The sequence below is a fragment of the Achromobacter sp. 1011811831 genome, assembly GCF_059760905.1.
This window is the reverse complement of record NZ_JCBANG010000124.1, coordinates 1-14,050: the sequence shown is the minus strand read 5'-3', so window position 1 is coordinate 14,050 and position 14,050 is coordinate 1. Positions and strand designations below refer to the sequence as shown.

The 14,050-nt window shown below is 59.3% G+C and carries 7 protein-coding genes and 1 pseudogene; 7 read left to right on the top strand and 1 reads right to left on the bottom strand.

Going from position 1 to position 14,050, the window contains the following annotated elements; translation table 11 throughout:
- Positions 1–77: 77 nt before the first annotated feature.
- Positions 78–8,495, top strand: a complete 8,418-nt coding sequence (locus tag AC6LJ9_RS28325) for a hemagglutinin repeat-containing protein (protein ID WP_498150140.1) — start codon at positions 78–80, stop codon at positions 8,493–8,495.
- Positions 8,496–8,981: a DUF4279 domain-containing protein gene (locus tag AC6LJ9_RS28320; protein WP_498150139.1), complete on the top strand. Its 486-nt coding sequence runs from the start codon at positions 8,496–8,498 to the stop codon at positions 8,979–8,981.
- A gap of 263 nt (positions 8,982–9,244) precedes the next feature.
- On the opposite strand, the pseudogene AC6LJ9_RS28315 reads toward AC6LJ9_RS28320, so the two are convergent.
- A pseudogene (locus AC6LJ9_RS28315) lies at positions 9,245–9,725 on the bottom strand (integrase core domain-containing protein); the annotation flags it as partial.
- Between the two features lie 264 nt (positions 9,726–9,989).
- On the opposite strand from AC6LJ9_RS28315, the gene AC6LJ9_RS28310 reads away from it, so the two are divergent.
- The 5 genes from AC6LJ9_RS28310 to AC6LJ9_RS28290 all read left to right on the top strand — a co-directional run bounded on the left by AC6LJ9_RS28310 (position 9,990) and on the right by AC6LJ9_RS28290 (position 13,865).
- Positions 9,990–10,220, top strand: a complete 231-nt coding sequence (locus AC6LJ9_RS28310) for a hypothetical protein (RefSeq protein ID WP_498150138.1) — start codon at positions 9,990–9,992, stop codon at positions 10,218–10,220.
- Positions 10,221–10,329: 109 nt separating this feature from the next.
- A protein-coding gene (locus AC6LJ9_RS28305) for an IS3 family transposase (protein ID WP_498150137.1) occupies positions 10,330–11,447 on the top strand; the annotation gives its coding sequence in 2 pieces (ribosomal slippage) (positions 10,330–10,591 and positions 10,591–11,447; 1,119 coding nt in all).
- Between the two features lie 783 nt (positions 11,448–12,230).
- Positions 12,231–12,596, top strand: a complete 366-nt coding sequence (locus AC6LJ9_RS28300) for a hypothetical protein (protein WP_498150136.1) — start codon at positions 12,231–12,233, stop codon at positions 12,594–12,596.
- Positions 12,597–12,888: 292 nt separating this feature from the next.
- Positions 12,889–13,377 carry a hypothetical protein gene (locus AC6LJ9_RS28295; protein WP_498150135.1) on the top strand — a complete coding sequence of 163 codons (489 nt, stop codon included), beginning with the start codon at positions 12,889–12,891 and terminating at the stop codon, positions 13,375–13,377.
- A gap of 38 nt (positions 13,378–13,415) precedes the next feature.
- A complete protein-coding gene (locus tag AC6LJ9_RS28290) occupies positions 13,416–13,865 on the top strand; it encodes a hypothetical protein (protein WP_498150134.1) in 450 nt (149 codons plus the stop codon).
- Positions 13,866–14,050 lie beyond the last annotated feature (185 nt).

Sequence of the window (14,050 nt, the reverse complement as noted above, 5' to 3'; positions counted from 1 at the left end):
CCGGCGGCAAGCTGCAGGCGGACGGCACGATCTCGGGCGAGCAGGATATCCGCCTGTCGTCCAATGCCGACACCGTGGTGAACGGCAAGACGGTCGCCAATGGCCTCTTGAACATCAAGGCCGGCACCGATCTGTCGGTCGGCAAGAACGGCCTGGCGCAAGGCAGCGGCAACCTGTTCCTCTTCGCCGGCCAGGACCTGCGCATCGCCGGCACGGCCGGCACCGCCGAGACGGCGGTCACGGGCGGCGGCACGCTGCGTGCAGAGGCTGGCCGCGACATCTTCGTGACGGGCACGGTCACGGCCAGCTCGCCGGCCAGCCTGTCGGCGCAGCGGCACATGAGCGTGGATGGCACCGTCACCGCGCTGGCCGGGGATCTGAGCACGCAAGCCGGCGGTGACCTGAAGGTCGCCGCGAGCGGGCGCTTGCAGTCCTCGGGCAAGCTGGACGCCAAGGCCGGCGGCGATATCGACTCGGACGGCACGCTGGCGGCCGGCGGCGCATTGGCGCTGGCGGCCACGGGCGATGCGAGGCTGGGCGGCACCATTGCCGCGCTGGGCACGAGTGCCCAGGGCACGCCGCCCCCGCCCGGCGGACGCAGCCTGTCCGCGCCGGCCAGCGGCGACCTGTCCGTGTCGGGCGGACGCGACCTGACCATCAAGCAAGGCGCCCAGGTGCAGGCAGCAGGAGCCTTGAACGCCAGCGCCGGCCGCGACCTGAGCGTCTCCGGCGCGCTGGCTTCGGTGCGCGACCTGACCCTGGCCGCCGCGCGCGACGCGCGTGTGGACGGCTCGGCCGCCAGCGACGCCAGGCTGACGCTGAACGGTCGGAGCATCACCGTCGCGGACAAGGGCCTGGTGCAGGCCGCCGACACCTTGACCGCCACCGCCGCCGGTTCGATGCAGATCGCCGGCCGCGCGCTGGCCGGCCGCGACCAGACGCTGAGCGCGGGAGATGGCCTGTCGATCGACGGCACCGCCGCCGCCTTGAAGGGCGACCTGACCCTGACCGCCACGCGCGGCGACCTGATCCTGGGCGCGGCCTCGCGCCAGCAGGCGGACGGCACGCTCACCGCCACCGCCGGCGGCGCGTTGCAGGCGCTGGGCTCGACCTCGGCCGGCAAGGATTTGAGCCTGCGCGCCGGCACCGACGCGCGGCTGGGCGGCGTGATCGCCACACAAACGGGCAAGCTCTCGGCCAACGCCGCGCGCGATCTCTTCATCACCACCGATGGCCGGCTGCAATCCGGCGCGGCGCTGGCCCTGGACGCGGGCGGCGCGCTGAACAACGCGGGCGTCGCTTTCGCCAGCGGACGGGCCGACCTCTACGCAGGAACAACGCTGGCCAACACCGGCTCGGTGCTGGCGGGCGGCGACCTGCAAGCCCGCACGCCGGGCCTGCTGAACAACGCCGGCCGCTTCGTGGCGGGCGTGGACGCCGACGGCAAGCTGAGCCAGCCGGGCAGCCTGACGCTGACGGCCGGCACGCTGCAACATGCCGGCACCAGCCTGGCCGGCAAGGACATGACGCTGTCCGCGACGGGCATGAACCTGGCGGGCGGCACGCTGTCCTCCGTGGGCCTGATGACCGTGGCCGCCACTCAGGACATCGACGCGTCCCGCGCCACGCTGCATGGCGGCGGCCTGGACCTGTCCGCCGCCAACTTGCGCAACCCGGGCGGCAAGATCACGTCCTCGGGCGATGCGACGATCAAGCTCGGCGGCGAACTGGACAACACCGGCGGCACCATCGCCGCGGCCGGCAAGGCCCGCATCGATGCCGCCAGCCTGGTCAACCGCGACGGCACCGTGGCCGGCGGCAACCTGACCGTCACCACCAGTGGCGCCATCGACAACCAGCGCGGCCTGCTGCAGGCCGACGACACGCTGACGCTGACGGCTTCGAGTCTGGACAACAGCAACACGCTGACCGCCAGCAACGCGCCCGCCAAGGGCGTGCTGGGCAAGGTGGTCAGTATCGTGGCCGGGCGCGTGAACAACCAGGGCGGCGCGATCAGCGCCGGCCAGGACCTCGGCATCAAGACCGGCGAGCTGGACAACACCGCCGGCGAAGCCGCCTCGCAAGGCGTTGCGCGCATCGAGGCCGACACGCTCAAGAACACACAGGGCAAGCTGCTGGCGGGCAAGAATCTGACCGTCATCGTCAAGGCGCTGCAGGGCCTGGGCGCGCTGCGCTCGGGCGAGGACCTGTCCTTTGAATACGCGGGCTCCCTGAACCAGGAAGGCGAAATCACCGCCGGCCGCGACCTGAACCTGAGCGTGGGCGGCACGCTGGACAACCGCGCGCGCATCACCGCGGGCCGCGACCTGGGCGTCAAGGCCGGCACGCTGGACAACCAGGCCACGGGCGAGCTGGTGGCCGGTCGCAACAACACGATCAACGTCAGCGGCACGCTCACCAACGCGGGCCTGATCGACGGCGTCAACACGCGCATCACGGCGGGCGCCGTGACGAACCTGGGCCGGATCTATGGCGATACCTTGGCCATCGGGACGGGGTCCTTGGTCAACAGCGCCGGCGCCAATGGCGGAGCCGTCATCGCATCGCGAGGCAGTCTGGATCTGGGCGCCACCACGCTGGTCAACGAGAAGCATGCGCTGATCTACTCGGCAGCGGACCTGCGCATCGGGGGCGCGCTGGATGCCAATGGCCGGGCGGTGGGGCAGGCTGTCTCGCTGCAGAACGCCGCGGCCACGATAGAGGCTGCGGGCAATGCCAATATTTCGGCGGCGGCGATCCTCAACCTGAACACGAACTACACCAGTGAGATCGTGCAGGTTTGGTCCGGGAACAAGATGTATGTCGCGCTCAACGACACAACCATGTTCGACATGGCCACGAACTGGATCGGGGATCAGACGACGAATCTGACCAGCCAGGATCCGGGCTGGACAGGCAACGACGCAGAACGCCGGTTCCTGCTGCCGTCGGACACCTATCCCGCCTCGCGCTACGGCCCGCCGTTCGACTACGCGCCGTTCAAGCGGGACGACACCACCAAGCACGCCCCGATTACGCCGATCGAGATTCCGCGCATGACGGTGTGCGAGTACGGGGAAAACGGCTACGGTTGCGGCCCGGAAAGACGGCCCGGCGACGGCGAACCGGTGTTTGGCTACGGCCCGACCTTCCATGACTACGGCATCGTTGCGCGAATCTGGGAAGTCTTTGGCGTGACCCCGCCGGCAGGTCCGCCGCCTGTGTGGGACCCCAAGGGAAATCGCGACGAGTATGAGCGCGCCTTCGCCGCGTACCGAGTGCCGTTCACGGAGCTGAACGCGCGGATCATGGCATTCAATGCCGATTTCCAAAGTCGTCTCGTCGGCAACTTCACCTACTACAAGGTCACGGAGAGTATTTCCGAGACGCGCACGCTGACGTCCGATCCCGGCAAGATCCTGTCGGGCGGGGCGATGAGCCTGACCGGCGCCGTGACCAACGACAAGAGCCAGATCGCCGCGGGCGGCACGCTGTCCGTGGCGGGACCCGAGATCAACAACATCGGCGCGGGCGGCACGCGCACGATTACGCGTGTGGGCCAGCAAACCTACACGGTGGAGACGAGAAGCCATCGCGGCGGAAAAATCCGGGAGTCGTCCACGACCGACTACAACCGGACGCTGGCCGGCCAGCCTATCGAAGTGCCGGTCGGCACGTCGGGCGGCGGGCAGCAGGTGACGCTAAGCGGCACGACGCCCGGAGGCAGTGCCGTGAAGGGAGTCGGGCCGGTCCTGGTCGCAAGCGTGGGCCTGCCCGGCGGCAATGCGGTCCGCACGGTTTCCAATCCCGCCAGCATTCCTGACAGCCAGCTCTTTGTAGTCAACAGCCGGCCGGACGCACCCTACATTGTCAACACGGACCCCCGCTTCACGGGCCAGCGGCCCTACGTTTCCAGCGACTATCTGTTCGACCTGCTGCGCCCGTCCGGCGCCATGCCAGGGGGGCCGACGAGCAATTCAGTGGGCGCTGGCGGCACGCTGGCAGGCTCGCGCCTTGGTGGCTGGGACGCACTGATTCCACCGGGCGCCAAGTTCCTGACGCCTTCGGGTCAACCCAAGCGCCTGGGCGATGGCTTCTATGAACAGAAGGCCGTGTCCGACCAGATCCTGGCCACCACGGGCCAGCGCTTCCTGGAGAAATACAGCGACCACGACTCGCAGTACAAAGCCCTGCTTGCCGCCGGCGCCAAGTTCGCACAGGACAACGGCATCAAGCTCGGCGTTGCGCTGACCGAGGCGCAGCAGCGTCAGCTGAAGACGGACCTGGTCTGGCTGGTCGAGCAGACCGTGACCTTGCCCGACGGCACCACCGAAACCGTGCTCGTGCCGCAGGTATATCTGCTGGTGCGCGAAGGCGACCTGAAGGGCGATGGCACCTTGCTGGCCGGGCGCGACGTCAAGATCGCCACCGAAGGCAACGTCACAAATAGCGGCACTATTGGTTCGCGCGAAGCCACCGTCATTACGGCGGGCAACATCGTTAACCAGGCCGGCGGCACCATCCAGGGCGGCAGCGTCAACCTGGCTGCGCGTGACGACCTGACCAATCTGGTGTCGCTGATCAAGGGCGACAAGGTGGCGCTGAGCGCCGGGCGCGATATCACGCTCACGTCTACGTCGGACTCCGAGCGTTTCAGCAAGACCTGGGGCTCGTTCATTACGGGCACGGCGCGGGTGGAGGCCGACAGCCTCAACATGCAGGCCGGCCGCGACCTGACGATGACCGCCGCGCAGGTGTCGGTCAAGAACGACGCGCGCCTGCAGGCCGGCCGCGATATCGCGCTGACGTCGCTTGTCGAAAGCCACGGCCAGACCAATGTGCGGGATTCGAAGAACCGACATGACCTTGTTACCAGCAAGGAAATCGGCACCACGATCAACGCTGGCGGCAACCTGACGCTGGTCGCGGGCCAGGATATCAACGCGCGCGCGGCGGACGTCACCGCTGGCAAGCAGCTGGCGGTAGGCGCCGGCCGAGATATCAACATCACCGCCGGCGTCGCCACCGGCTATACGCGCGAGGAAATCTTCTACACGGTGCGCGGCTTCTTGTCCAAGAAGAGCACCCACACCATCCAATCCCGCGATTGGGCGCAGGCGCAGGGATCGACGTTCACCGGCGATACCACTGTGTTGATGGCGGGGCGCGACCTGAACGTGTCCGGTTCCAATGTCGCGGCGCAGAAGGACCTGGTGCTGTCCGGCGGAAATGACGTCAACATCGTGTCTGGCGAGAACACGTTGGACCGCTATGACTACACGCGTGTCAAGAAGTCTGGCTTCGGCGCGCTCGGTGGCTTCAGCTTCGGATCGCGTACTCAGACGGATTCGCTGGAAGGCAAGAAGGTTTTCCACACTGCCAGCACGGTCGGCAGCGTGGAAGGCGATACGCTGATCAAGGCGGGCAACGCGCTGAACGTCATGGGCAGCAATGTGCTGGCACGCCAGGGCGACGTGACCCTGATCGGCCAGCAGGTGAACATCGGCGCCACGTCGGACACGTCGCGCGAGCGCGAGTATCACGAGGTCAAGCAGAGCGGCTTCTCCGTCACGGCCAGCAACCCCGTGGTCAGCGCCGTGCAGACCGGCGAGCGCATGGCGAATGCCGCCAGCAAGGTGGACAACCCGGTCATGCAGGGCCTGGCTGGCGCCACCACCGGGCTGGCCGCCATGAACGCCTATGACGCCGTCACGAAGGCCGGCAGCATCGACAAAGCGAATGCCATAGACAAGGCGGGCGGCGTCAGCGTGCTGGTCAGTTTCGGCACCAGCAAGAGCAGCAGCACGACCGAGCGCAGCTCGACCAGCGCCTTCGGCTCGTCCGTCGCGGCGGGCAAGGATTTGACTATCGTCGCCCAAGGCGCGGGCCGTGATTCGGACATTACCGTCACCGGATCCAGCCTGTCAGCTGGCCGCAACGCCGTGCTCAAGGCGGATGGCGACATCCTGCTGCAAGCCGCGCGCAATGCGTTCGAGCAGAAAACCGACAGCAAGAGCAGCAGCGCCAGCATCGGCCTGGGCTTCTCGCTGGGCGCCCAAAGCGGCGTCACGCTGGAGCTGGGCGTATCGGCCAGCCGAGGCAAGGCCGACGGCAAGGACGAAAGCTGGACCAACAGCCATGTCGTCGCTGGCAACACGCTGGCGTTCCAATCCGGCGGCGATACGACGCTGAAGGGCGCATCGGGCAAGGCCGACCAGATCATCGCGTCGGTGGGCGGCAACTTGCTGCTGGAGAGCTTGCAGGACACCAGCAAGTACAACTCCAAGAATCAAAGCGCGGGCATCGGCGCGTCGATCTGCCTGTCAGGCACGTGCACCAGCAGCATCAGCGGAAACGCTGGCGCGGGCAAGATGCAAAGCGACTTCCGGTCTGTCACGGAGCAGACCGGCCTGTGGGCCGGCGACGGCGGCTTCCTGATCGATGTGAAGAACAACACCACGTTGATCGGCAGCGTCATCGCCAGCAGCGACAAGGCGGTGGCCGACGGGTTGAACAAGCTGAGCACCGGCACGCTGGTGACGGAGGACGTCAAGAACAAGGCCAGCTATAGCGGCTACCAGGTCTCGGTGGGCGGCAGCATGGGCATCGGCGGCGGCCAGGGCACCGGCGCAGGCACCACCAAGGACAACAAGGTGGCAGGCGGCGCGACGAAGGAGGCGGGTACCTCGCTGCCGTCGTCGGGCAACGTATCGATGAACATGCCCACCGTAGCAGGAGCCAGCGGCAGCAGCAGCTCGACCACGAGCAGCGCCATCAGCGGCGGCACGATCGTGATCCGCGACGAGGCGGGCCAGCAGGCGCTGACCGGCAAGACGGCGGCGGAGACGATTGCGTCGTTGAACCGGGATACGTCGGACACGTTGAACGCGCTTAAACCGATCTTTGATAAGGAGAAGATCGAGGCGGGGTTTGAGATTGTTTCGGAGGCAAGCCGGCAGACGGGGCAGTTTTTGGCGAATCGGGCTGCGGAAGCCGATGCGCTGAAGAAGGCGATGGCGACCGAGAACGATCCGACTCGGTACAAGGCCCTGGAAAGACAGCTGGAGGATGCCCGGCAATGGTTGCCAGGCGGCTCATATCGGATGATCGCCAACGCAGTGCTGGCAGCCACCAGCGGCAACGTTACTGGTGGTGCGGGCGAGATGGCCCGAGGGGCGGTAGTTAGCTACCTGCAACAGGAAGGCGCGGCCAAGGTTGGTGATTGGGTGGGTAAGGGAATCATCAAAGCCGGGTCTCCCGAGCACGTTGCTTTGCAAGCCGTGGTCGGATGCGCAGGAGCGGCCGCTAGCAGCCAAAGTTGCGGTGCTGGAGCGACAGGTGCCGCTGCTGCGGTTGTCATTTCCAGCTTGCTCGATTCGACCAAGGGGCGAACCAACGAGGAGATAGAGGCGCGCCGCAATCTGGTCGCATCGCTAGTTGCTGGTGCTGGCACCGTCCTTGGTGCAGACGGGCTAGCCACGATGACGAATGCTGCCTTGGCTGAGTTGGACAACAACACGTTGAATCCGAAACGGCACTTGGACATCATCGAGGCGCTGGCCAAGATTGACCAGTTGGGACCGGAGCAGGAAGACGCATTGCTCCGTCGCTTGAAGCAAGCGCATGCCGAAGGCACGCAAGAAGCGATGGACCAAATGAAGAGCGTTATGGGGCCTGTCGGGATTCAACAGACGCGCGATGCATTGCAAGCGCTTCTGACAGAGCAATCCGCTTGCTCACAGGTTCCAGTCTGCGCCATGCACATCAAGAACTCCATCAAGGAGTTGGATACCCTGCTGAAAGCTTACAAGACGCAGAGCGAGTTGACGCCGAAGGTAGATGGGGCGTTGATGATGTTCGATCTTGCGACTGGAATAGGGGCAATTCGCGGTCCGGTGCTGGACGCGATCCGGATGGCCGCTGTTCGCGCTGGTGGTGGATCGTTGGAGATGGCGGTCGCCAAGTCTGCGATTGGCGATGGCGTGCCGTGGGCGGTGCGGAATGGGGAGGTGCTCGCAACTGATGGGAGCGTACTGGCTCGGCAGAATCAAGTAACAGGAAGGTATGAGCCGATAGAGCATCTTCCGCTGCCAAATTCCCCCAAGGCTGTCGATAATCACTCAGTTAACAGTGGGTGGGTCGATAAAGATGGGGCGTTGTTGCCTGCTCCTCTCAAACCTGCTGAAAATCAGTATATCAACGGTAGGTGGGTTGACGGAGAGGGTCTGCCTTTGCCTGTTCCTCCGAGTGTGGGGGCCGCTGGTAGAGTACCTAAAGTGCTGCAAAGCGGTGGAAATACCTTGAATAAAGCTACGGCCAACGGTTTAAATGATTATTTTCAGGTGAACTTACATCAACGGGAATGGGGGCGAGCGTTGGAGGGGCTAAAGAAAGATTATAATTTGAGAAATGACTTCCATGGAAGAATTCTAGATAATGGAAACTACTTGGATAAGTCGGGGAATGTCATTGCAAATATTTTTGAGTATATTTAAATGAAGAATGTTGAATCGAGGGTTACTCCTTTCTCTCCGGATTATTCGACTTGTTCGGAATGTTATGCCGATCTAGCGATCTATCCTGGTGATTTTCCTGTGGAAGAGATATCGAATTTCTTAAATGTAAGTGCAACAAAGATCAATATCGTTGGGGCGCGTAGTGTCAATTCTGTAGGAAGGGAGCGGGTTGTAAAAAAACCTGCTTGGTTTTTGTCTTCAAAATTTGATGTTGTTTCAAAAGACCTTCGGGATCATATAGACTGGATTGTTGGGAAATTAAAAAATTCTCCAGATAAATTGGCATCCTTGCAGGGCATGGATGCCATGAAAATGACCTTGGTATGTGTATGGAGGTCACGATACGGCCACAGTGGTCCCGTGCTTTGGCCGGAGCAAATGAAGGCTCTGGCTGATTTAAATTTGGAATGTTCTTTTGATATATATTTTGATGATCTTGATGATGAAGAAGCTGCGGCTTATTAGTAGGCCAGTTTGAAAATATGCGAACTATCGACTGGGGGTTCTAATTTCGCATGAGCAGAGGGCTCGCAGGTAATGGGTCTGAGAGCGCTGGTTTACTATGAATTAGTCCTTGAGAGATTTAGTTAATAAATTCCTTTTTTTATATTTTATTTGGAGGCACGGGCTGCCTTCTTGTATTCGTCTAGAACCGACGTAGACTAGATTTAGCGAAAATCTGTACTGAGATGGTATTCACCTGAAACCGGCCCCAAGCAGGTGTTTTCTCAAGCAGCTTGGGCGAGTACTTCCTCCGGATCGGGCTGCTGAGTCTTGCAGGCATCAAACATCTGCGCGGGAGTTCTGCCTTCCATCCTCCGACCTTGGTGCGGCCGCTCATGGTTGTAGTGGTACAGATAGGCATCGAAGTCTCCCTGCATCTGCTCAATCGATTCATACCAGGTCGTGCGGCCCGCAATGCGGAAGTGTTCGTCCAGCAAGGTGCGGTGCAGCCGTTCGATGACGCCGTTGCTTTGCGGTCGCCTGATGCGGGTCGTGCGATGCTTGATGCCTTCCAGTTGCAGGAACAATTTGAACGGATGCTGATCGGGCCTGCCGCATATTCCCTGCCATTGTCCGAGAGCAGAGTTTCGATGCGTCACCCCTGTGGCTCGAAGTGCGGCAAGACATCGTTATTCAGCACGTGCACTGCCGTCAGAGGTAGCCACTGTTATACAACCGACCACAGGAAAACCGGCTATAGCAGTCGCTGAGGCGATTAATCAGCGTATGCAGGTCCCCCCAGAGGTCGCACTCGCTTTCACAACGATTGGACTGAGCGCCAGCGCTATTGAACAAATTTTCCGACCTAATGTGCCGAAATCGGTAACGGATACGGGTGTTGATATAGCGACTATCTATATTTCTGAGCGATATCCTCTATTGTAACCAGGGTTTACTGAGCTCGCTGAACTCATAAAGAGTAGCGGTAATCTTGGTAATCTTATTCGTAAATAAGAGGAATTTAAGAGTATGTTGATAGAAAAGGGCAACTTCAAACGTTGGGTGCGCTTTCTGCTTTCATTATTGGGAGTGGCACTTCTTTTTGGCGGCCTTAGGTATGACTCTTATTTAGTTATTCTATTGGGATTTTTGATTGGCTCGATTGGTATGTATGCGTCGCAAGCTGCGATACTAGGAATCAAGCCTTTTTCTGAAAAATCTAAGGATATATCAAAGAAAAAGGAAGGGAGTTCTGAGTAAAACATATTTCTAATTTCATTTTTTGCTCCTACAAGTCAGGCCGTAAGCTCCCCCTTCAGGTAGACATCAGCCGGTAGAATTTCTGAGCCTCCCTGAGTCGGAGACTCCCTTGAAGAAAAGTAGATTTACAGAGAGCCAGATCGTTGCGGTGTTGAAGGAAGGCGAAGCCGGCATGCCGGTCGCCGAACTGTGCCGCAAGCACGGCATCAGCAACGCCACGTACTACCTGTGGAAGAGCAAGTACTCGGGCGTTCAGGTGTCCGAGTTGCAGCGGCTACGCGAGCTGGAGGCTGAGAACGCCAAACTTAAACGCATGTTTGCTGACCTGGCGCTGGAGAATGCGGCGATCAAGGACGTCCTAAACCGAAAATCCTGACGCCGTCGGCCAGGCGCGAGGTGGTCGAACAGCTAGTGCAAGCCAAGCTTTCAGTCACGCGCGCTTGTCAGATTGCCGGCCTTTCGCGGGCGGCGTACTACAAGAGGCCAACGCCGGCATCTGAACGAGATGCCCAGGTCATTGATGCCCTCAATGCCATTGTCACTCGGCATGGGCGCTGGGGATTCTGGAAGTGCTTTACCCGGCTGCGGCTCGACGGCCGCTGCTGGAATAAAAAGCGCGTTCATCGGGTGTACTGTGACATGGGCTTGAACTTGCCTCGCCGCTGCAAGAAGCGCCTACCAGATCGGCCTCGACAGCCGCTGGATCTGGCGACGGAGCCCAATCGCTGTTGGGCGTTGGACTTCATGCATGACGCGCTCTACTGCGGCCGACGGTTCCGGACGCTGAACGTAATCGACGAAGCGAATCGGGAATGCTTGGCCATCGAGGCAGGCATGTCCATCCCTTCGGCACGTCTGATTCGCGTCTTGAGCCGCTTAATCGATTGCTATGGGCCTCCCGACGCAATACGCCTGGATAACGGCCCGGAAATGATCTCCGAGGCCTTTACCGAATGGGCTGCTGCCAAAGGCATTTCGATCCGCTATATCCAACCTGGCAAGCCGAATCAAAACGCTTTTATCGAGCGGTTCAATCGCACTTATCGCACCGAAGTGCTCGATGCGCATCTGTTCGCCAACCTTGAACAGGTCCAAGCAATTACGGATCGATGGCTGGTCGATTACAACGAATACCGCCCGCACGAGTCGCTGGGTGGCCTCCCTCCGGTGCACTTCATGCCTCGGTTAACCCTCGCTCCGATCGTCTATCAGTCAGTGTCTACTTGACAGGGGTGCTTACGGATTGGGATCGTCAAGAGGTGGAATTAAGAGCAGTTGCCGGTGGGGGAGGAGAGTATACGCATCATGCCAATAGCCTAATTACGCTCAAAAAAAATCGATGTTGATTGTTACGAAATTATTGATTTGAGGATGTTTTATCGGTGCTTTGGGTGGTGCGCTATCGTAATTGACGGTGCATACGCCGCTCCTGGAAATTTTGGGGATGAGGAGTAAAGTTAGGACTTTTCGGCGGTCAATGTGAGACCTATTGGCTGTCATTTGAGTGACTTACATCTGAATGGGGAAAACCGTTGTTAAATTTTCATCGTGTGGGGAGCTTGGATAGTTGCGAATTGAATCGTTATCGATTCGGTACGTGGTACGTGTCTCTCTGGTCATCATTTGACGGTTTAAGAGAGTTCGGTGCGAGGAAGGATTTAGGTATTCAAGTTCTTGAGCGTGTGTGCAGCCACGCGCGAACAAGTTTATGAGTGGTGTTTCAGTCGAAAAAATAAGACCAAACGCCATATACAGCGCCTACGTCGCCACCCTAAGCTCATTCTGCTCATGAATTCTCATGAGTCTGGTTTGGCGACCGGAATAGCACAAATTGGATTCTGCCTTTAAGGCAGTCCGCATCTACGAGCTCGTACGATGTTTATGGGCGGGCGATTGCGGGAAGGGGTTCGCCCCTGCCGGTTCCCTGTGCGCCGGTTCGCCAATCCTGCTTTCTGCCTGCCCGCCTCATTTGGCGATGAGTGGTAGGCCATCCAGCACAAGGAGGCCGCAATGGCTGATCACTTGAACGAGCACCCTCTTTCCGAACGCCGTTGGCGCGTTCCGGGCATGGAAGAGTTCGGCACAGTCGCAATGGCGCGTGTTCATGATGTGGAACGAACTCGCCACGCGATAGAAACCATCGTGCGAGTTGTAGGCAACGACGCGAGTGAATCAGCTGCAGGCGGCTCGCGGTCGTTGGACCGATGGACGGTCATCAGCCTACTCGGCGGTGTTGAAAGCCTGTGTGACTACTTGGGCTATGTGACCGAGGCAATGCTCGAACAGGCAGATCACGCGTCGGTTTCGGAGCGCAAACGCGTCTGGCGGCGTAAGCTGCTAGCGAATGGCCTTGTCGACGGATTTCGAGCCACGTAGACGTCATTGGTGCAAGGGCAGCGGCTATATGGCCGCTGTCGTCCGATTAAAAGTGGTCGTCTCTGGGTTGCGACGCTGCTGACTGAACGCGTATTGACCGAAGTTTCCTATGGAGCTATAGGCCGTTTCAGTATGGGAACTTGCTAGCAGGCGGGCGAATACATGGCCTGCGGGGCAGGCACAGCCGATGATCCGGTGTGCGGCCTAGATGCCGGGCTGGCACCTATACCGCCTTCGATACCGTGCAGAAGAAGGGCCGCACATAAGTGTGTGAGAAATTATGCAGTTGTCAATGGTACGACCTACCACGCGGAGGGTGCGTGCAGTACAGGCATCTCACAATGCGGCACAAACTTTGGATCTTGATATTCCAGGGCATCCCAAAATACTTAAAGCTCATAAAAAAATGACTCAACGGCGGATAGATAAGTATTTTGGAATTTCAATGAGTGAATGGATAGAACGGCTTCCAAATGAGTTGGAGGTCGATGCTGTAGGTTTATGGCAAATAATTCCCGTAGGTGAGGACAGTTTTGGATTGTCAGGAACAGACTTGGAGTATTTTACGTATCAGTGCATCATGGCTCTTCTTCGAAGAGGGGCCGTGCCGGTGAAAGCCGGCAAAGATTATGCTGGCTGGGTTGCAGAAACGACATATCAAGGGTCTCAAGAAGCGGTTGCAAATCAAATCGTCAGCGACTGGAGAGATCACAAACTCGTGCCTGATCATGACGGGATCTGGTTCTGGTTGCCCTCGCAGCTCGTTCTCAGGGAAAGTTAAGAGATTTTTGCGCTGCCAGGTGGGTGGATTTTTCTAAAGTGATCGGTTCCGAAAAATGCCAAGTAATTTACAAAGGGATGGTTATGGGGAGTGCAAGTTGCAGGGTTTTTATTCCAGAATCATTTCGAGATGCCTTCGCTGTTGTGAAAGATTCCCTTTTTGGATTAGGGGCTGTTTTAGAAAATCCTCTTACCAAGAAAATAACCTGCTGGACAGAAGGGGGTAATCAAATAGAGCTGAAAATAGATGAAAAGGGTGACATTGGTTTTGTGGAGGGCGTAAATAATTCCCAGTTTTGGATAAGCGCAGGGGAAGATGTTTTTGTTAAATGGGTGAAGTTTGAGGAGGGCGTGGAGTTCTGTTTCTTTTTAAAAGGTGTTGATAAGATGTTTGCCAAGAAGATTGTCTCCATGCTTGTTGATATTGTTGTCGATAGATATCAATCTTCTTACGAAGAAAAGACGGCTTTTGCTATAGATTTTGATTGAAAATTTGGCTGATTTTGAGATGAGAATTCGGGGTGAGTTCTTAATTGAATTTCTTGAAGGGCCTGTCATTAATTTCGTGTTCAAGGCATAACATACGTCCAAGGAGTATGTATGCCTCGCACCCCGAAGTCCAAGCTGGCGGATCTGCCGGCTATTCCCCCTGAGCTGTTGGAGTCGTTCGGCAA